Source organism: Bacteroidales bacterium (assembly GCA_013314715.1).
GTDB lineage: Bacteria > Bacteroidota > Bacteroidia > Bacteroidales > GWA2-32-17 > Ch61.
Window position 1 is genome coordinate 1 of sequence record JABUFC010000007.1, and the last position, 20,661, is coordinate 20,661.

The window sequence follows — 20,661 nt, forward strand, 5'->3', positions numbered from 1 at the left end:
TATATTTGACGGAATACCATAGAGCTTATTCGTTTTTTTATCACGTAAAATACTTAGTTGTACACTTAACAACGATTGACGTATAACTTGTGGTGAGACAGCCTTTCCTAACACTCGCATACGATATAAGATCTTTGCAAAACGCCTTTATGTCAACAAATCCTTCATGTCATTGAGAATGAAGAGTTGGTATTGTGTTGTGATGCCGAGAAATCGGGATCGCTATGACGAAAAAGGAGTTTTGCAAAGGTCTTATTTCCCTGATTTTGATTTTCAACCTTTGGCATCATTTTTAAAATTGGAAGTTTTTTTGAATCTAAAGTACAAAATCTTGCATATATTTTACCCCAAAAACTCGTTATGTTATTAACATTCTATTGTTTAAGCCGTTAATAGAGAGCGACTATTTAGCTTTAAAATGATGGTCAACTTTGTCTTTTCTAAGCCATAATTCTTTATTCGACAAGCGTGTAATTTCCCATATTGTAGTTTGAATAGAGTCGCCTTGTCTAGATTTTGTAATTTCTAATTCTATATCACCCTTAAATTTCCATGTGCCTGTATATCCTGTATTTTCGCTATAAGTTCCATCTTTGCTAAAAGTCATTACAACAGATGGTAAATTGGTAGTAACACTAATACCGGTTTCGGTGTAAATAATGGCCGCATATTCCCACGAGTGTGCAATACGTTTGTTTTTTGATCGAAACGTAAAAATTGGGCCATCTTCGTATTTAGTACACGAAAACATTAATGCAACCACCAAAAAGCTAACGAGAATATTTTTCATCATATTGCAAATATAAGTATTTTTAAATTCCGTACATAATTTTATAGACCATTTCTTTGAGCAATTCGTGTCCATCGGCAAGCGAATCAACTCCTTTTGACTTCATATCGTATTCGCGAATAAGATGTATATTTTGAATTAATTGATTGCGGGTATAATTTTTTGCAGTAAGTTTATATTCATCGAGAAAGTAAGGTGGTATTCCTAACTTTGAGGCTATTTCATTATCTGATAAGCCTTGAAAATCTTTTAGTAAAATTACTTTTGAAAAATATTCAAACAGCCATACAATGGTTTGTTGAACCGGGTGCTGACGTGGATCAGATTGAAAATACAATAAAATACGATTAGCTTGTGTAATATTTTTTGTACCAATAGCCTTTAAAAGTTCAGTATTATTAAAATCTTTGCTAACTCCTATAAGTTTTTCGACATGAGATACTTTTATTTCATTTTCGTTTTCGAGGAAAAGAAGCATTTTATTTATTTCGTTGATAATAGACGAAAGATTATTGCCTATAAAATCGGTCATTAAATGAGCAGCTTTGGGTTCAATTTGTTTCCCTCTTAGTTTAAACTGACTGGTAATCCATGCTGGAAGCTTGGTTTCGTATATTTTTTTTGAATCGAAAATTATACCTGTTTTTTCGATGGCTTTATAAATTTTTCTGTTTTTTTCGAGTTTTTTGCCTTTATAGCAAATAACGAGAATGGTAGATGGTAATGGTTCTTGCAAATAACTAAGCAAGGGATTAATTTTTTTGCCAATTTCGCTGGCATCGAGGTTTTTAATGTTTTGAGCTTCTTTAATAATAACAACTTGATAATTTGCCATCATTGGATATCGTTTGGCTAATGAAACTACCGATGCCAGATCAATATCCTTACCATAAGCGACTGTTAAATTAAACGACTTTTCAGCCTCATTTAAAACATTTTCCTCGATATAATCGGAGATAGCATCAATAAAATAAGGCTCTTCGCCCATTAAAAAATATATAGGCTTATATATTTGTTTTTTTAATTCGTCTGTTATCTGTTCGTAAGTTAATGCAGCCATATTTTAATCGTCAAAACGCAGATGTTTTACAGATTTTCCTTCATCTTTTAATTCAATTAATGCATCTATTCCTATTCGCAAATGATCTTGAACAAATTGTTCGGTAACATATTTATCAGAAGCTTCCGTTTTTATTCCGGTCGAAATCATTGGTTGGTCAGATACAAGCAATAAGGCACCACTTGGAATACCGTTTGCAAAGCCTACTACAAAAATAGTGGCTGTTTCCATATCGATAGCCATGGCACGAGTTTTTTCGAGGTAAAGTTTAAAGCGGTCGTCGTATTCCCAAACTCGTTTATTGGTTGTAAAAACGACACCGGTCCAGTAATCTTTGCCGTGGTCGCGTATAGTAGATGAAACTGCTCGTTGTAATGAGAATGCAGGTAAAGCTGGAATTTCAGGAGGTAAATAATCGTTCGATGTACCTTCGCTACGAATGGCAGCAATAGGAAGAATTAAATCGCCCAAACGATTTTTAGCTTTTAGTCCACCACATTTGCCTAAAAATAAAACGGCTTTTGGACTAATAGCGCTTAACAAATCCATAATCGTTGCAGCATTGGGACTACCCATACCAAAATTTATAATGGTTATTCCATTGGCACTCGCATTGGGCATATTTCTATTTTGCCCTAAAATAGGAACTTGATACCACTCTGCAAACAATTCAACATAATGGTTAAAGTTAGTTAAGAGTATATAGGGAGTAAATTCATTTAATGGTCTTCCGGTATATCGTGGAAGCCAGTTTTCTACTATTTCTTGTTTCGTCTTCATATTGTCCAATTTTTGCAAATGTACGAGAAAAAAATTAATCTTTTATTATCTGCATTAAATAAGGAATTATTCGATCGTCGGGCGATGGAGCATTATTATTTACGACTTTCCCGTCTGAACTCCAAATCATAAACTGAGGAAGTGCTTTAATTTTAAAATATTTTTTAAATTGCTTTTCATCGTTTTTACAAAATAAATATTCACCAATTAAATCATGAGATTTTATCATGTGTTTTAGCTTTTCTTTTTGCGGATATAAAACAATATTAATCACGTGCATTTTATCTAAAAATCTTGTTAAGCTTGCCTTTTCTTGTTTTAAAAAGGGCAAAAATTCATACGATCTAAAATCGGCAATCATCAAGTATACATACTTCCCTTTAAAATTTCTTAAATATAATTCGTTTCCATCTATGTCGATAAAGGGGAATTCTTCAAAGGCATAAATAATTTCGTCGTTTTTAATTTTTTGTCGAATATTAGTGGCCATTTGTTTTAGTGAATTTGTTTTGGCAACAAAAATCATCGAATCGAGTATGGTTTTAATACCTATAGGCGAAAAACGCACTTTATTGGGCAAATCGTTGCTGTAATAAGCATCGTGCAACCCTTTTAATATTACCAAATCGACCAACGTATCGTTAGTAAATGCAGGATTGCGTTTAATAGCTTTTCTTAATGCGATGGGACTTCGCAATTTTGTAATAGCATCGCTTACATCTTCGCCCCAGTGTGTTGTTGCATAATAGGACAAATAATCGTTAAATATTTGATTAAATAATTCAGTATATGCCGCATTATTTAATAACACAGGTTTATCGTTAAAATAATATTTAATGATAAAATTTTGATCGCGTTCGTACGACAAATATTTCATTAAAATAATCTTATAAAATAAATATTGTTTAAAATATTTCGATGAAACATGATCATATTTTACTGATAACAGGTTTAATAAAGAATCGACCGTACGTCGCTTTATTTTAAAGTGTAAAACCTTAAAATATTTTTGAACTAGCGTATCGATAGAATATTCGAGCCTACTGATGGATTCGTGAGTACAAGTGGAATCCATATTTAAAATGGTGGTATAAAATATGAAGGGTTCGAAATATGTATTTAATGAATCTTCTATAGTTAAAGGTTGTTTTAAGGGAACCTTTATTTTATATAAATTATTGGGTTCTACGCAAACTACTATTTCGTTTTTATAAAGAGGAATATGAACTATTTGAGTACTATGAATGTTTAGTTTTACTATCCACTCTCCATTATTATTTACTTTTGCCCAAGCTATTGTATCCCATATTTTAGTTATAAAATCTTTTTCTTTTAAAACATACAAAGTATCGTTGCTATAACTTTTATTTATAAACGAAATAGTTGTATTTTGCGAAATAGCAGAGGTAAAAATAAAAAGCAATAACAGAAAATAACTCCAATGTTTATTCATATAAATTAATTCCTTCGGGTACAAATCGACTCGCATCGCCTCCATATTTTAAAACCTCGCGCACAATTGTACTATTAATAGGGGTATATTCCGGAACTGTAAGCATAAAAACAGTTTCGATACCATTATTCAAAAACCGATTGGTTTGAGCAATAGCTCGTTCGTATTCAAAATCGGCACTTGTTCGCAAACCACGCAAAATAAATGAAGCTCCGATGCTTTTACAAAAATCGACCGTTAATCCTTGATAAGTAACAACTTCTATTTTAGAATTGTTTGCAAAAACTTGCTTTATCCATTTTAATCTTTTTTCAATCGGGAAAAACGATTCTTTTTTATCGGCATTAATCCCTATGGCAATATATAACTTATCGAATAAAGGTAAAGCTCTTCGAATAACCGATTCGTGTCCTTTTGTAATCGGGTCAAATGAACCTGGAAATACAGCAATTTTTTCCATTTTTATTATTTTAAAACAATAACTAAAATTTACAAATTTTATTACAACGAATCTAACAAAGCTGTCATAGCAGCATCGCTAATAGGTGATAACGATATATTTAAATGGTTATTAACTGTACTTACAGTTGTTTTTAGATAATAATAATAGAGCTGCTGTTGATTATTAATGCCCATCATTACAATTTTAACTGTATCATCAACTGGGGCAATGCCCGATGTTTGATTGTAAACCTGCATTAAACTTTTTAAGTTTGGAAAATACATAAAAGTTGCTACATTTTGTAGGTTATCGGTAGCAGAACTAAATGTATAATTAGTAAAATTTGTTCCTGTTGTTACTGCCTGTTTTCCACAGCCAATCCATCCTAGTCGAGATATTAAACCTAAATAACCGTACGAAGTAACTGTAAAATCTTCGTTGGGGTTTTGTACCCAATTAACAATGCCCGAACTTTCGACACCATAATGAATTTTCATTCCGTTTAACGGTGTTGTACTAGGCATTTCAACTGCCCAAGTTTTATTTGGACGCAACATTAGCTCCTGTCCGTTTTTAAACGCTCTAATTCGAATTTCTCCTCCTGTAGTAAGTAAAATGCCACTTGCAACGGTTGGCATCTGATAATAAATCATATCTTTGGGCGTATATAGTTCCACTAACTTAACTGTGAAAGGGAAATAAACACTATCGCCATTGGGATACATTAAATTCGATTTAATAGCCCAAATCTTAGTTCCTTGATTTCCAATAATAGGTCCTTGTCCGTTAGTATCAATTACAAACTCTTGTTCTTGTTGTTTTTTGTCATCAAAATAGTTGTTTATAGGTTCATAATCATTTATTTGTTGTTTTTCTTCAATACGTTCTTTTGAGCATTGTAAAAAAAACAAAGAACTTAAAGAAAGAGTTAATAAAATCTGAATTTTTGTTTTCATAAACAACATGTTTTTTATATAAGACTACAATTTAATCGTATGCGTTGCATGAACCCGATCGGGTTCTTCTGCCTCCGCCTCCAAAATGGCGTTTATTGTTTTTGCAATTAAAAAAATACATAAATCCTAATTGCAAATTAGTTTCTTTCCATTTTAAGTTGTATCGATATTCTAAAAATGGACGAAAACAACGATTGGTTTTAACTCCTAAACCACCTTCAAAATCCCAATTGGAGTATTTTGCATTCTCCATGTGCGAAATGGTATAATTTATCCAGCCATTATAACCTCCATGTAATAACAAATAAAATGTCCATGAGCGAATATGAAAAAGATTTTGATGTAAAGAAAGTCCAAGATAATATTCGTTTATTTTATTAAATGCTGGATAATATGCTACTTGAGGGGCAATGCTAAAGTTACCCATTGGAAATTCTACTCTTAAACCACCTCCAAAGCTCTCAGTCTGTAGGTTATAAATAGCTGATGCACCTATACCCCATGTTTGTGCTTGTATTTTATCAAATTGATTTAAAATTGTAGTAACTAACAATAATTTGAGTATAATTCTAATGTAAAACTTCATTATATATGGTTTATTTGCTACAAACCTACTTTTTTTATTTGTAAATAAAAATATGCATTTTGATATTTTATTAACAAAAATATAAAAAGGCTAACATTTCTGTCAGCCTTTTTATATTTTTTATGCTTCGCCCTTTGGTCCACCAAAGTTTAGTGGCAAAGGTGGTGCATCAACCGCTTTTATCGGTCCAAATTGTGATTCAAATTTTTGAATATTATCTTTTAAAGCTAATAAAAGTCGTTTAGCATGTTCGGGTGTAAGTATAATTCGCGATTGAACTTTAGCTTTAGGCATTCCAGGCATTAACCTCACAAAATCTACTACAAATTCAGAGTTCGAATGTGAGATAATAGCCAGATTGGAATATATTCCTTGGCCAACTTGTTCGTCTAATTCGATATTAATTTCACCTTTGGGCATTTCTTTTTCGTTCATAGTATTATTCATTTACTTCTACATTCTTTTTACGAATGTTAGAAAGGTTTTCTAAATCTTGTTTTGAGCCGACTATCATACGTTGATACTCTCTTAATCCAGTACCCGCAGGAATTAAATGTCCTACTATAACATTTTCTTTTAATCCTTCGAGTGTATCGACTTTTCCACGAACAGCAGCTTCGTTCAAAACTTTTGTTGTTTCCTGGAAGGATGCAGCCGAAATAAAGCTATGAGTTTGTAATGCTGCTCGAGTAATACCTTGCAATACTTGACTTGCAGTAGCAGGAACAGCATCGCGTGCACTTACGAGTTTCTTGTCGTTACGTTTGAGCATAGAATTTTCGTCGCGTAACTGACGCACCGAGACAATCATACCAGGTTTAAAGTTTTCGCTATCGCCGGCATCGATAACAACTTTTTTACCGTAAATATTATCGTTTTCTTCCAAGAATTCTATTTTATCGACTAACATTTTTTCGAGGAATCGGGTATCGCCTGGGTCTTCTATTTGAACTTTACGCATCATTTGGCGTACAACAATTTCAAAATGTTTGTCGTTAATTTTCACACCTTGTAAACGATATACTTCCTGAATTTCGTTAACGATATATTCTTGAACAACAGTAGGTCCTTTAATAGCAAGTATATCGTTGGGTGTAATTGCTCCATCGGATAAGGGCGTACCTGCTCTTACATAATCGCTTTCTTGAACCAACATCTGTTTCGATAATGGTATCATATATTTCTTTTCTTCACCTGTTTTGGAGCGTATAATTATTTCGCGGTTACCACGTTTTATTTTGCCATAAAATACTTCACCATCTATTTCGGCTACCACAGCAGGGTTCGATGGATTACGAGCTTCGAATAACTCAGTAACACGAGGTAAACCTCCTGTAATATCGCCCGATTTACCAACGGCACGTGGAATTTTAACTAAAATAGAACCCGTTTTTATCTTATCGCCAACATTAAGAGAAACGTGAGCTCCTACAGGGATATTGTAAGATTTTATTTCTAAACCATCTTTACCTACAATCTTAATAACAGGATTTTTTGTCTTATCGCGTGTTTCAATAATTACCTTTTCTTTGAAGCCTGTTTGTTCGTCGGATTCTTCACGATAAGTAACATTTTCAATCATGTATTCAAAATCAACAGTACCTGTTGCTTCTGAAATAATTACGGCATTATATGGATCCCATTCGCATAATAAATCGCCTTTTTTAACTTCAGCACCATGTTCTACATATAATTTTGAACCATAGGGTATATTATGGGTCATTAATATAATACCGGTGTTCTTATCAATTAAACGTAATTCTGTTAAACGACTTACTACTATACGTGTTTTCGATTTGGGTTCTTCCTCATACGGCACGGTTCTTAGTTCTTCGAGTTCGATAATACCGTCGTATTTGGCAGTAACGTTAGATTCAGTTGTTATATTTGATGCAGTACCCCCAACGTGGAATGTTCGTAGTGTAAGCTGTGTACCAGGCTCACCAATAGACTGTGCTGCAATAACTCCAACAGCTTCACCAATTTTAACCATTCTACCGGTTGCTAAATTACGTCCATAGCATTTTGCACATACACCTTTTTTCGATTCGCAAGTTAGCACCGAACGTATTTCAACCGATTCGATAGGCGAATTTTCGATTGTTTCTGCAATTTCTTCAGTAATTTCTTCGCCGGCAGAAACAATTAATTCTCCTGTTTGTGGATGATATACATCGTGAACAGATACACGTCCCAAAATACGATCGTAAAGTGATTCGACTACTTCTTCGCCTTTTTTAACAGCACTTGCCACTAAACCACGCAATGTGCCACAATCTTCTTGATTTATAATAACATCTTGCGTTACATCGACTAAACGACGTGTTAAATAACCTGCATCAGCTGTTTTTAAAGCAGTATCGGCCAAACCTTTACGAGCACCGTGTGTAGAAATAAAATATTCAAGAACCGACAAACCTTCTTTAAAGTTTGCCAAAATGGGGTTTTCAATAATTTCATTACCTGTAGAGCCCGATTTTTGAGGTTTTGCCATAAGACCACGCATACCGCATAACTGACGAATCTGTTCTTTTGAACCACGAGCACCCGAGTCGAGCATCATATATACAGGGTTAAAACCATCGCGATGTTCTGAAATTTGTTTAAGCACTAAATTGGTCAATTTAGCATTGGTATGTGTCCAAATATCAATTATTTGGTTATAGCGCTCATTATTAGTAATGAAACCCATGTTGTAGTTTTGCATTACCTCTTCTACCTGTGCATATCCTTCTTCGATTAATTTTTCTTTTTCGGGTGGCACAATAACATCTTCAAGATTGAATGACAATCCACCTTTAAATGCCATGTGGTAACCCATATTCTTTATATCGTCGAGGAACTTAGCTGTTCTTGCAATACCTACAACTTTTAATACTTTAGAAATAATATCGCGAAGCGATTTTTTCGTTAATAATTCATTTATAAAGCCTACTTCTTTGGGGACAAGTTCGTTGAATAAAACTCTTCCAACTGTAGTATCTACAATATGTTTAACTTGTTTGCCATCAACTACATCGTCAACTCTAACCTTTATTTGTGCATGCATATCTACTTTCCCTTCGTTGTATGCAATGATAACTTCTTCGGGAGAATAAAAGATAGCACCTTCGCCTTTAACTTTAAAAGTAGGAGTTGATTTTGCAGGTTTGGTAATATAATAAAGTCCCAATACCATGTCTTGCGATGGAACTGTAATAGGTGCACCATTACTTGGGTTTAGAATGTTATGCGAAGCTAACATTAAAAGTTGTGCTTCTAATATAGCTGCATTACCTAGAGGTAGATGCACGGCCATTTGGTCACCGTCGAAGTCAGCATTGAATGCTGTACAAACCAATGGGTGTAACTGTATAGCTTTACCTTCGATGAGTTTAGGTTGGAATGCCTGAATACCAAGTCGGTGAAGTGTAGGAGCACGGTTTAGTAATACAGGATGATTTTTCAAAACATTTTCGAGAATGTCCCAAACAACAGGGTCGCGACGATCAACAATTTTCTTAGCAGATTTTACCGTTTTAACAATTCCACGTTCAATAAGCTTGCGTATGATAAATGGTTTATAAAGTTCGGCCGCCATATCTTTTGGGAGTCCGCACTCATGTATTTGCAATTCGGGTCCTACAACGATAACCGAACGAGCGGAATAATCGACACGTTTACCTAATAAGTTTTGACGGAAACGACCTTGCTTACCTTTTAAGCTATCGCTTAGTGATTTTAATGGACGATTACCTTCGGTTTTTACCGCTTGCGATTTTCTGGAATTGTCGAGTAAGCTATCAACAGCTTCCTGAAGCATACGTTTTTCATTACGTAAAATAACTTCGGGAGCTTTTATGTCCATTAATCTTTTTAAACGATTATTACGAATAATAACTCGACGATATAAATCGTTTAAATCGCTGGTAGCAAAACGACCACCATCGAGTGGCACTAAAGGACGTAATTCGGGTGGAATAACGGGTAAAATCTTTAGTATCATCCATTCGGGACGATTAATATTCTTCGATTCACGGAATGCTTCAACTACTTGTAATCGTTTAAGGGCTTCGAGTTTACGTTGTTGAGAAGATTCTTTTGAAGCAATATCGCGTAATTCGTATGATAAATCATCTAAATTGATTTTTTGAAGCAATTCATAAATTGCTTCAGCTCCCATTTTAGCAATAAATTTTTGAGGGTCGTCGTCGTGTAGGAGTTGATTTTCTTTTGGTAAATTTTTAATTATTTCGGTATATTCATCGTCGGTGAGTAAAGTATATTTTTGAATTTCTTCCGATTCAAGGATACCAGGGTTAATTACGATATAACGTTCGTAATAAATAATAGATTCAATTTTTTTGGAATTTAAGCCTAATAAGGCACCGATTTTATTGGGTTGTGAACGAATATACCAAATATGCGCAACCGGAACAACAAGTTGGATATGTCCCATACGTTCGCGACGTACTTTTTTTTCGGTTACTTCCACTCCGCAACGGTCGCAAACAATGCCTTTGTAACGAATACGTTTATATTTACCGCAATGGCATTCGTAATCTTTAACAGGTCCGAAAATACGTTCGCAAAATAAACCATCACGTTCAGGTTTATAGGTTCTGTAGTTGATGGTTTCGGGTTTTAATACTTCACCCCACGAATGGTCGAGAATTTCTTCAGGTGAAGCTAAACCAATAGTTACTTTGCTAAAATTGGGTTTTATTTTATTTTCTTTTCTAAAAGCCATAATTTAATTTTTTTAGGTTGCGGAATAATGAATTAATCCATATTAATACTTAATCCTAAACCACGCAATTCGTGAATAAGTACATTAAACGATTCCGGAGTTCCGGGTTGTGGTAAGGGTTCACCTTTAACAATAGCTTCGTATGCTTTTGCTCTACCCACAACATCGTCTGATTTGATGGTTAATATTTCTTGTAAAATGTTGGATGCGCCAAAAGCTTCGAGGGCCCAAACTTCCATTTCTCCAAAACGTTGACCACCAAATTGTGCTTTACCACCAAGAGGTTGTTGAGTAATCAAAGAATAAGGACCGATAGAGCGTGCGTGCATTTTATCGTCAACCATATGGCTAAGTTTAAGCATATAAATATAGCCAACAGTTGCTGGTTGGTCGAAACGTTCGCCTGTTCCACCGTCGTACAAATAGGTTCTACCATAACGTGGAACTCCAGCTTTATCAGTATATTCATTTATTTGGTCTAATGTAGCACCGTCGAATACGGGTGTAGAAAACTTAACACCTAATTTTTCGCCAGCCCAACCCAATACTGTTTCATATATTTGCCCTAAGTTCATACGCGAAGGAACGCCCAATGGATTTAATACAATATCAACAGGGGTACCATCGTCCATAAATGGCATATCTTCTTGACGCACAATTTTTGAAACAATACCTTTGTTACCGTGACGCCCTGCCATTTTATCGCCCACTTTAATAGGACGTTTTTGTGCAACATAAACTTTTGCAAGTTTTACAATACCTTGAGGCAATTCATCTCCTACCGATAAGCTAAATTTTTTACGTTTTACTTCTGATTCAATTTCTTTGTATTTTAATATATAATTATGAATGAGTTGTGAAATAATTTCATTTTTAGCTTTATCGGTGGTCCACTTATTAGGATTAATATTTAGATAATCTATTGATTGTAATTGTTTTAGAGTAAATTTACTTCCTTTGGCAATTTGTTCTTTATTGGCAAAATCTTTTACTCCTTGCGAAGTCTTTCCTGTAACAATTTCGAATAATTTATCTATTAACTTTTGTTTAAGTTCAGCATATTTTTTATTTGCTTCTTCGTCAATTTTATCCATCAAGTTCTTTTCGGCAGTTTTAACCTTACGTTCTTTTATCTGTCGAGAGAATAATTTTTTATCAATTACCACACCATACATAGAAGGTGGAACTTTTAAAGAAGCATCTTTTACATCACCGGCTTTGTCGCCAAAAATAGCACGAAGAAGTTTTTCTTCGGGCGTTGGATCAGATTCACCTTTGGGAGTAATTTTACCAATTAAAATATCGCCGGGTTTAACATATGCACCTATTCTTATTAAACCATTTTCGTCGAGATTTTTGGTAGCTTCTTCGCTTACATTAGGAATATCGGATGTAAGTTCTTCTACACCTCGTTTAGTATCACGAACTTCAAGTACAAACTCATCAACATGAACCGATGTGAAGTAATCTTCACGAACTAATTTTTCGTTCAATACAATAGCGTCCTCAAAATTATAGCCTTTCCATGGCATAAAGGCAACTTTTAAATTTCTTCCAAGAGCTAATTCACCATTTTGGGTTGAATAACCTTCGGTAAGAGGTTCACCTTTTTTTACCTTTTGGCCTTTTTTAACTAAAGGACGTAAAGTAATGGTAGTACTTTGGTTAGTACGTTTAAATTTGGGTAATTTATAAACGACTTTATCGTCTTCGAAACTTAAAAATCGTTCTTCGTTTGTTCTGTTATATCGAATTACGATTTCATTAGCATCTACATACTCAACAACACCGTCATTTTCGGCGACAATAACGGCTCTTGAGTCGATAGCCACTTTTGCTTCTAAACCTGTTCCAACAATGGGTGCTTCAGGTTTTAGCAATGGAACTGCTTGACGCATCATATTCGACCCCATAAGCGCACGGTTAGCGTCGTCGTGTTCGAGGAACGGAATTAAGCTAGCAGCGACTGAGGCAATTTGGTTTGGAGCCACGTCAATCAATTGAATTTGTTCTGGCTCAAGTACTGGGAAGTCGCCTTTATAACGAGCTTTTACTTTAGGAACAATAAAGGTTCCGTCATCATTAATTAGCGCTGTTGCTTGTCCAATAATATTTTCTTCTTCTTCTTCGGCCGATAAATAAACAACTTCGTTATTATCTAGTTTTACCTTTCCGTTTTCAACTTTTCTGTAAGGAGTTTCAATAAATCCGAGGTTATTAATTTTAGCATATATGGTGAGTGATGAAATAAGACCAATATTAGGACCTTCGGGAGTTTCAATTGGGCATAAACGTCCATAATGTGTGTAGTGAACGTCGCGTACTTCAAACCCTGCTCTTTCGCGAGTTAAACCACCTGGTCCTAAAGCAGAGATACGACGTTTATGGGTCATTTCAGCTAATGGATTGGTTTGATCCATAAACTGCGATAACGGATTAGTCCCAAAAAATGTATTTAGTACCGATGATAAGCTTTTAGAGTTAACTAAATCTGCAGGAGTAAATACCTCATTATCTCGCACGTTCATTTTTTCACGAATGGTACGTGCCATACGTGCTAACCCTACTCCAAATTGACCCATAAGCTGCTCACCAACTGTTCTAACCCTACGATTGCTCAAATGGTCAATATCGTCAACATCGGCTTTTGAGTTTATTAATTGAATTAAATATTGAATTATAGAAATTATATCTTCTTTTGTAAGGGTTCTAACGTCTATAGGGGTTTCGAGATTTAATTTTTTATTTATTCTGTATCGACCTACTTCACCTAAATCGTAACGTTTAATAGAGAAAAATAAATTTTCGATAGTTGAGCGTGCGGTTTCTTCATCGGGTGGTTCTGCACTCCTTAATTGACGGTATATATAATAAATAGCTTCTTTTTCTGAATTGGTAGCGTCTTTTTGTAAAGTATTATAAATTATTGCGTAATCATTTAAATTTTGATCTTCGCGATGCAGGATAATAGTTTTTGCTCCTGAATCGACAATCATATCGATATGGTCTTTTTCGATTATCGTTTCGCGTTCAATTATTACTTCGTTACGTTCTATCGACGACACTTCGCCGGTATCTTCATCAACAAAATCTTCGATCCATGTTTTTAAAACGCGAGCAGCTAAACGACGACCTATATATTTTTTTAAACCAGTTTTAGATACTTTGACTTCTTCGGCAAGATTAAATATTTCGAGAATATCTTTATCGGTTTGGAATCCAATTGCTCTTAATAAGGTTGTAACCGGTAATTTCTTTTTACGATCGATGTATGCATACATAACGTTATTAATGTCGGTAGCAAACTCTATCCATGACCCTTTAAAAGGGATAATGCGAGCAGAGTAGAGTTTTGTACCATTAGCATGCATGCTTTGACCAAAGAAGACACCTGGCGAACGATGCAATTGAGAAACAATAATACGTTCTGCCCCATTAATAACAAATGTTCCTTTGGGTGTCATATACGGAACAGTACCCAAAAAAACATCTTCTACTTTAGTATCAAAATCTTCGTGTTCGGGGTCGGTACAATATAATTTTAATTTTGCTTTTAGCGATACACTATATGTTAAACCTCTTTCTATACATTCATCAACGGTATATTTTGGAGGATCGACATAATAATCTATGAACTCCAATACAAAATTATTTCTAGTATCGGAAATAGGAAAGTTTTCTTGAAAAACTTTAAATAATCCTTCGTTTTTTCTTTTTTCAGGAGTAGAATTAAATTGAAAAAACTCCTCGAAAGATTTTAATTGTACTTCTAAAAAATCCGGATACGGATATTCAATTTTTTGAGTACTAAAACTAATTCTTTTATTTTTATTAGCAGACATTGCAAATTATTTTAATGAACCTTAAATTAAGTAAAACAACAAAAAGGCTTAAGACCTATAAAATAGGTCTTAAACCTTTAATAAAAAGACGTTTGCTTTTTTATTTAAGTTCAACTTCTGCGCCTGCTTCTTCTAATTTTGCTTTTAATGATTCAGCTTCTTCTTTGCTAACACCTTCTTTTATTGCTTTAGGAGCTGCATCAACTAAATCTTTAGCTTCTTTTAAACCTAAATTTGTTAATTCTTTAACGAGTTTTACTACTTGTAATTTAGCACCACCTGCCGATTTTAAAATAACATCGAATTGTGTTTTTTCAGCAGGACCAGATTCGCCACCAGCAGGAGCTGCTGCAACAGCTACAGGAGCTGCAGCGGGTTCGATACCATACTCATCTTTAAGTATTTGTGCTAATTCGTTAACTTCTTTTACGGTTAGATTTACTAACTGTTCAGCTAAAACTTTTAAATCTGCCATTGTTGTAAAGTTTTAAATTTATACTACATTAATTTATTTTTCTGAAAGGGTTTTCACCACACCGGCAATAATATGTTTACCGGATTCGAGTGAAGAAATAACGTTACGCATTGGTGATTGTAACAATAGAATGATGTCTCCAATGAGTTCTTCTTTGCTCTTGATTGAGGCAAGTGTTTCTAATTGATTATCACCAACATAAACGGATTCTTCAACATAAGCTGCTTTAATTAAGGGTTTTGGTTGTTTTTTACGTAACTCCTTAATTAATTTTGCAGGTTCGCTACTGGAGTTAGAAAACATTATAGAAGAGCCACCTTTTAAAGTATCGAAAATAGGTGTGTACTTATCTTCGAATTTTTCGAGTGCTTTTCTAAATAATGTATTTTTTACTGTTATCAGTTTAATGTTTTTCTCGTAACATTTACGACGCAACAAGCTAGTATCCGAAGCATTCATATCAGCAATATCAGTTACATAAAAGTGACTGTATTGCTTAATTTGTTCGGTAAGTTGGTCGATTATTTGATTTTTTTCTTCTCTTGTCATAGTATTACTTCTCCCTCATTAAGCTTCAACAGACTTAGGATCAACTTTAATACCCGGGCTCATAGTACTTGACATGTATAAGCTCTGGATATAAGTTCCTTTTGCTGAAGTTGGTTTAAGTTTAATAATAGTGCGAATAAATTCAAGTGCATTTTCGTAAATTTGGGTTTCGTTAAATGAAACTTTACCAATAGAAGAGTGTACAATGCCGTTTTTATCAACTTTAAAATCTATTTTTCCCATCTTTACTTCTTTTACGGCTTTACCAATTTCCATGGTAACGGTACCACTTTTAGGATTTGGCATTAAACCACGGGGTCCTAAAACTTTACCCAATGCACCTATTTTACCCATTACCGAGGGCATAGTAATAATAACATCTACATCTGTCCAACCACCCTTTATCTTTTCGATATACTCATCTAAACCAACATAATCGGCACCAGCTTCTTTAGCTTCTGTTTCTTTATCGGGTGTACACAATACCAACACGCGAGTTTGTTTACCTGTTCCGTGAGGTAGTGTAACTACACCACGAACCATTTGATTCGATTTACGTGGGTCAATACCTAAACGTACATCTAAATCAACAGAAGCATCAAACTTTGTAAAAGTAATTTCTTTTACTAGCTTGGCTGCTTCTTGCAAAGTATAAGCTTGTTGCTTATTGAGCTTTGCAAGCACTGATTTTCTATTTTTTGTTAACTTATTCATTGTAAATTATTATTACTAGTTAAAAGGAGGTGTACCAACAACTGTTATTCCCATGCTTCTGGCTGTACCAGCAATCATTTTCATTGCCGACTCAAGCGTAAAACAGTTTAAATCAACCATTTTATCTTGAGCAATAGCTTTAACCTGATCCCAGGTAACTTGCCCTACTTTGTTACGGTTGGGTTCAGATGAACCTTTTTGCAATTTTGCAGCTTCGAGCAATTGAACTGCAGCAGGAGGAGTTTTTACAACAAAATCAAACGATTTATCGTTGTAAACGGTAATTACAACGGGTAAAATCTTACCTGCCTTGTCTTGTGTTCGGGCATTAAATTGTTTGCAAAATTCCATGATATTAACACCTTTTGAACCTAATGCAGGTCCTACGGGTGGTGATGGATTTGCAGCACCGCCTTTAATTTGTAACTTAATGTAAGTTTCAATTTGCTTTGCCATAGGCTTTTAATTTTCTTTTTCTACTTGCATAAAACTTAACTCAAGGGGGGTTTTACGTCCAAAAATTTTTACCATCACCTTGAGTTTCTTTTTTTCTTCGTTCACTTCTTCGATGATACCAGTAAAGCCATTGAAAGGCCCGTCAATAACTTTAACCGATTCATTAACGAAGAATGGTGTAACGTTTTCTTCACCACTTTCAGCTAACTCGTCCACTTTTCCTAATATACGATTAATTTCGTTTGGTTTTAGTGGAATAGGTTCGCCTTCGGGAGTTGTTAAAAATCCGAGTACACCATTTACATGACGTATTATATGGGCTATCTCGCCCACTAATGTGCCATATATTAAGATGTAACCGGGGAAATAATTACGTTCTTTACTAATCTTTTTACCTTTTCGTAATTGATAAACTTTTTCGGTAGGAACTAATACCTGCGAAACATAATCTTGTAAATTGAGACGATTAATTTCGGCCTCAATATACTCTTTTATCTTCTTTTCTTTGCCACTAATGGCTTTTACTACATACCACTGTTTCGAGTTATCGTCCATACCTAAAGAAGATTAGTAAAACAACCTGTAAATCCCATGCATTACATTGCTGAAAGCTAAGTCCATCAATGAAACGATGAGTGCTATAATAAAGGAAGCAACCATTACAACGATAGCACTTGACTGAAGCTCTTTCCATGTAGGCCAAGTAACTTTCTCTTTAAGCTCTACATAAGCTTCGTGCAAGTATGTTCTAATTTTTTTCATAATTACTTTTTGTCTGGCACGGGTGGAGAGACTCGAACTCCCAGCCAATGGTTTTGGAGACCACTACTCTACCAATTGAGCTACACCCGTATAAAAGTAAAACAGCTAATGCTGTTTTACTTTATTTTTTTTTATTCAATAATTTCGGTTACCTGACCTGCTCCAACGGTTCTACCACCTTCGCGAATAGCAAAGCGTAAACCCTTATTGATAGCAACAGGATAAATCAATTTTACTTCGATAGATAAGTTATCGCCTGGCATAACCATTTCTACACCTTCGGGAAGAATAACTTCACCAGTAATATCTAAGGTACGTAAGTAGAATTGTGGACGATAGTGATTTCTGAATGCAGTATGACGTCCACCTTCTTCTTTCTTTAAGATATAAACTTCGGCTTTAAAATGGGTATGAGGGGTTATGGTTCCAGGTTTTGCAATAACCATACCTCTTTGAATTTCTTTTTTATCAATACCACGAAGTAATAAACCTACGTTATCACCAGCTTCACCACGGTCTAATATTTTGCGGAACATTTCAACACCTGTGATAACCGTTTTTTTCTTTTCATGTCCTAAACCAACAATTTCCATTTCGTCGCCGGTATTTACAACTCCGGTTTCGATTCTACCGGTAGCAACAGTACCACGACCTGTAATAGAGAATACGTCTTCAACAGGCATTAAGAATGGCTTATCGATATCGCGAGTAGGCAGAGGAATATACTCATCAACTGCGTTCATGAGTTCCATAATTTTTGCTACCCATTTGGGATCGCCATTTAAACCGCCTAATGCAGAACCGCGGATAACAGGAGCATTATCGCCATCGAATTGATAGAAGCTTAATAATTCGCGAACTTCCATTTCTACGAGGTCGAGCATTTCTTCGTCTTCTACCATGTCCACTTTGTTGATGAAAACAACAATTTTAGGAACATTTACCTGACGAGCTAAAAGAATATGTTCGCGGGTTTGTGGCATAGGACCATCGGTAGCAGCAACCACTAAAATAGCACCATCCATTTGTGCAGCACCGGTAACCATGTTTTTAATATAGTCGGCATGTCCGGGGCAGTCGATATGAGCATAATGTCTTTTTTCAGTTTGATATTCAACATGAGCAGTGTTAATTGTAATACCACGTTCTTTTTCTTCCGGTGCATTATCAATAGAATCAAATGAACGGAATTCTGATAATCCTTTTTCTGCCAAAACTTTAGTAATTGCAGCCGTTAAAGTGGTCTTACCATGGTCTATGTGTCCAATGGTACCAATATTAACGTGAGGTTTCGTTCTTTCAAATTTTTCTTTTGCCATAATTTAGAATTTTATAAAATTAATACTCGTTTTTAAAATAAAGTTAGAGCCAATGATGGGAGTTGAACCCATGACCCCTTCCTTACCAAGGAAGTGCTCTACCACTGAGCTACATCGGCAAAAAGAGCGGGAAACGGGACTCGGACCCGCGACCCTCAGCGTGGAAGGCTGATGCTCTACCAACTGAGCTATTCCCGCAACTATATTGGTAAGTGGGGAGAGCAGGATTCGAACCTACGAAGGCATACGCCAGCAGATTTACAGTCTGCCCCAGTTGGCCGCTTTGGTATCTCCCCAACTTAATTTTGAGCCGATGGAGGGATTCGAACCCCCGACCCGCTGATTACAAATCAGCTGCTCTGGCCAACTGAGCTACATCGGCAATCAAAGAACCTTAAAATTTTAGACCGCAAAGATATACCAAATAAATGATATTTCAAAATATATTTAAAAAAAAATTAAAGGGTTGTACTATTTTTTACAACCCTTTAATTATCAATTCATTAAAACAATATTAGTGTTTATCTTTTAACTTTTCAAGTTGACGATGTAAAACTTCAACGGCTGAATCGGCTGCTTCTTCAAAGGTTCTGGATTGTTTTTTAACAAATAAATGATTGCCCGGAACTTCGAGTTTTATTTCAGCGATTTTATTTTCCTGAGACTCCGATTTATCAAGACGCAAAACCACATCGGCATGAATTACCTTTTTATATCTATTCATAAGTTTGTCAACGCGTTCATGAATAAATTCTTCTAAGCGACTATCGGCGTCAAAATGGACTGTTTGAATTTTTACTTTCATAATATATTCCTCCATTATTTAAAGTTTGTAAATTATTTTAAGCTCTTGGATGAGCTTTATTGTATATCTTTTTTAATTGTTCGAACGAATTATGAGTATATACCTGAGTGGCTGCTAAGTTGGCATGCCCTAACAACTCTTTTATAGCATTTAAATCGGCTCCATTATTTAATAGGTGTGTAGCGAATGTATGACGAAGTACATGAGGACTTTTTTTATCAACATTAGAGGCTATAGTTAAATATGAGTGTACTATTCGATAAATTAACTTTGCATATGCCGGTTCATTTTTTTCAGTTATTATTAAATAGGGCGAATTTAATTCTTTTTCATTACGTAAATATAAATAAGTTTTTAAATCATGCTCTAAAATGGCTCCAAAAGGAATTATTCTTTCTTTTCTTCTTTTTCCTAGTACTTTTATTGTTTTTTGAGAAAAATCGATATCGTTAATCTTAAGGCTAATCAGTTCACTTAATCGAATACCGGTTGCATAAAGCAACGAGAGTACTAATTTATCGCGTTTACCAGAAAAATTGTCATCGAAGGTTAAGTGAGAAAAAAGTTCGAGCATATTTTTTTCTTCGATAAAAACAGGCAAACGTTTTTTGGTTTTGGGAAGTATTAATTTTCGGGTTGGATTTTTTGAAACTAATTTTTCGCGTTGCAAAAAATGATAAAAAGTTTTGAGTGAAGATATTTTTCTATGAATGGACGAAGCTGAAACATGATCTTCAAGTAGATTTATAACCCATGCTCTCAAATCGGATGTTTCGGCAGAAAATAAGTCTTTGTTTTGCAAAACGATAAAAGCATTACATTGTTGAAGATCGCTAATGTATGCTTTTATTGTATGACTTGAATAATTTTTTTCGAACTTTAAATAACTAGCAAAAGCATCAAAAATATTCATCTGAACAAGGGTCTTATCTGTATTCTTAAA

General features: G+C 34.8%; 19 protein-coding genes and 5 tRNA genes. All 24 read right to left on the minus strand.

The window, feature by feature from the left end; all coding sequences use genetic code 11:
* Nucleotides 1-403: 403 nt before the first annotated feature.
* The 24 genes from HPY79_02575 to HPY79_02690 all read right to left on the minus strand — a co-directional run bounded on the left by HPY79_02575 (nucleotide 404) and on the right by HPY79_02690 (nucleotide 20,625).
* Nucleotides 404-793: a hypothetical protein gene (locus HPY79_02575; protein NSW44700.1), complete on the minus strand. Its 390-nt coding sequence runs from the start codon at nucleotides 791-793 to the stop codon at nucleotides 404-406.
* A 19-nt stretch (nucleotides 794-812) separates the two neighbouring features.
* Nucleotides 813-1,850 (minus strand): DNA polymerase III subunit delta, encoded by a 1,038-nt coding sequence (holA, locus tag HPY79_02580; protein ID NSW44701.1) that lies wholly within the window; start codon nucleotides 1,848-1,850, stop codon nucleotides 813-815.
* A 3-nt stretch (nucleotides 1,851-1,853) separates the two neighbouring features.
* Entirely contained in the window at nucleotides 1,854-2,630 is a 777-nt protein-coding gene (locus tag HPY79_02585) for an AMP nucleosidase (GenBank protein ID NSW44702.1), read from the minus strand.
* A gap of 34 nt (nucleotides 2,631-2,664) precedes the next feature.
* Entirely contained in the window at nucleotides 2,665-4,083 is a 1,419-nt protein-coding gene (locus HPY79_02590; GenBank protein ID NSW44703.1) for a hypothetical protein, read from the minus strand.
* Nucleotides 4,076-4,543: a pantetheine-phosphate adenylyltransferase gene (coaD, locus tag HPY79_02595; protein NSW44704.1), complete on the minus strand. Its 468-nt coding sequence runs from the start codon at nucleotides 4,541-4,543 to the stop codon at nucleotides 4,076-4,078. The genes HPY79_02590 and coaD overlap by 8 nt, the downstream gene beginning before the upstream one ends.
* Before the next feature lie 41 nt (nucleotides 4,544-4,584).
* Complete coding sequence (locus HPY79_02600; protein NSW44705.1) at nucleotides 4,585-5,481, minus strand: hypothetical protein; 897 nt, start codon at nucleotides 5,479-5,481, stop codon at nucleotides 4,585-4,587.
* A 31-nt stretch (nucleotides 5,482-5,512) separates the two neighbouring features.
* Complete coding sequence (locus HPY79_02605) at nucleotides 5,513-6,067, minus strand: hypothetical protein (GenBank protein NSW44706.1); 555 nt, start codon at nucleotides 6,065-6,067, stop codon at nucleotides 5,513-5,515.
* Nucleotides 6,068-6,187: 120 nt separating this feature from the next.
* A complete protein-coding gene (locus HPY79_02610) occupies nucleotides 6,188-6,502 on the minus strand; it encodes a DUF3467 domain-containing protein (GenBank protein NSW44707.1) in 315 nt (104 codons plus the stop codon).
* 4 nt (nucleotides 6,503-6,506) lie between these two features.
* The gene (gene rpoC, locus HPY79_02615; protein ID NSW44708.1) at nucleotides 6,507-10,796 is read right to left on the minus strand and encodes a DNA-directed RNA polymerase subunit beta'; all 4,290 of its coding nucleotides are present in this window, start codon (nucleotides 10,794-10,796) and stop codon (nucleotides 6,507-6,509) included.
* A gap of 32 nt (nucleotides 10,797-10,828) precedes the next feature.
* Nucleotides 10,829-14,638: a DNA-directed RNA polymerase subunit beta gene (rpoB, locus tag HPY79_02620; GenBank protein NSW44709.1), complete on the minus strand. Its 3,810-nt coding sequence runs from the start codon at nucleotides 14,636-14,638 to the stop codon at nucleotides 10,829-10,831.
* Between the two features lie 100 nt (nucleotides 14,639-14,738).
* Nucleotides 14,739-15,113: a 50S ribosomal protein L7/L12 gene (gene rplL / locus HPY79_02625; GenBank protein NSW44710.1), complete on the minus strand. Its 375-nt coding sequence runs from the start codon at nucleotides 15,111-15,113 to the stop codon at nucleotides 14,739-14,741.
* A 33-nt stretch (nucleotides 15,114-15,146) separates the two neighbouring features.
* Nucleotides 15,147-15,662 carry a 50S ribosomal protein L10 gene (locus HPY79_02630; GenBank protein ID NSW44711.1) on the minus strand — a complete coding sequence of 172 codons (516 nt, stop codon included), beginning with the start codon at nucleotides 15,660-15,662 and terminating at the stop codon, nucleotides 15,147-15,149.
* A gap of 18 nt (nucleotides 15,663-15,680) precedes the next feature.
* Entirely contained in the window at nucleotides 15,681-16,376 is a 696-nt protein-coding gene (locus tag HPY79_02635) for a 50S ribosomal protein L1 (protein ID NSW44712.1), read from the minus strand.
* Between the two features lie 15 nt (nucleotides 16,377-16,391).
* Nucleotides 16,392-16,832 carry a 50S ribosomal protein L11 gene (gene rplK, locus HPY79_02640; GenBank protein ID NSW44713.1) on the minus strand — a complete coding sequence of 147 codons (441 nt, stop codon included), beginning with the start codon at nucleotides 16,830-16,832 and terminating at the stop codon, nucleotides 16,392-16,394.
* A gap of 6 nt (nucleotides 16,833-16,838) precedes the next feature.
* Entirely contained in the window at nucleotides 16,839-17,387 is a 549-nt protein-coding gene (gene nusG / locus HPY79_02645) for a transcription termination/antitermination factor NusG (protein NSW44714.1), read from the minus strand.
* A 12-nt stretch (nucleotides 17,388-17,399) separates the two neighbouring features.
* Nucleotides 17,400-17,594, minus strand: a complete 195-nt coding sequence (gene secE, locus HPY79_02650) for a preprotein translocase subunit SecE (protein NSW44715.1) — start codon at nucleotides 17,592-17,594, stop codon at nucleotides 17,400-17,402.
* 14 nt (nucleotides 17,595-17,608) lie between these two features.
* A tRNA-Trp gene (locus HPY79_02655) sits at nucleotides 17,609-17,684 on the minus strand.
* A gap of 41 nt (nucleotides 17,685-17,725) precedes the next feature.
* Nucleotides 17,726-18,913 (minus strand): elongation factor Tu, encoded by a 1,188-nt coding sequence (gene tuf / locus HPY79_02660; protein NSW44716.1) that lies wholly within the window; start codon nucleotides 18,911-18,913, stop codon nucleotides 17,726-17,728.
* A gap of 47 nt (nucleotides 18,914-18,960) precedes the next feature.
* A tRNA-Thr gene (locus HPY79_02665) sits at nucleotides 18,961-19,032 on the minus strand.
* Nucleotides 19,033-19,038: 6 nt separating this feature from the next.
* Nucleotides 19,039-19,111: transfer RNA gene (locus tag HPY79_02670), tRNA-Gly, on the minus strand.
* 15 nt (nucleotides 19,112-19,126) lie between these two features.
* A tRNA-Tyr gene (locus tag HPY79_02675) sits at nucleotides 19,127-19,209 on the minus strand.
* A gap of 12 nt (nucleotides 19,210-19,221) precedes the next feature.
* A tRNA-Thr gene (locus HPY79_02680) sits at nucleotides 19,222-19,295 on the minus strand.
* Between the two features lie 132 nt (nucleotides 19,296-19,427).
* On the minus strand, nucleotides 19,428-19,718 hold the full coding sequence (locus HPY79_02685; GenBank protein ID NSW44717.1) for a ribosome-associated translation inhibitor RaiA: 291 nt from the start codon (nucleotides 19,716-19,718) through the stop codon (nucleotides 19,428-19,430).
* 37 nt (nucleotides 19,719-19,755) lie between these two features.
* Nucleotides 19,756-20,625, minus strand: a complete 870-nt coding sequence (locus HPY79_02690) for a tyrosine-type recombinase/integrase (GenBank protein ID NSW44718.1) — start codon at nucleotides 20,623-20,625, stop codon at nucleotides 19,756-19,758.
* Between the last annotated feature and the right edge of the window lie 36 nt (nucleotides 20,626-20,661).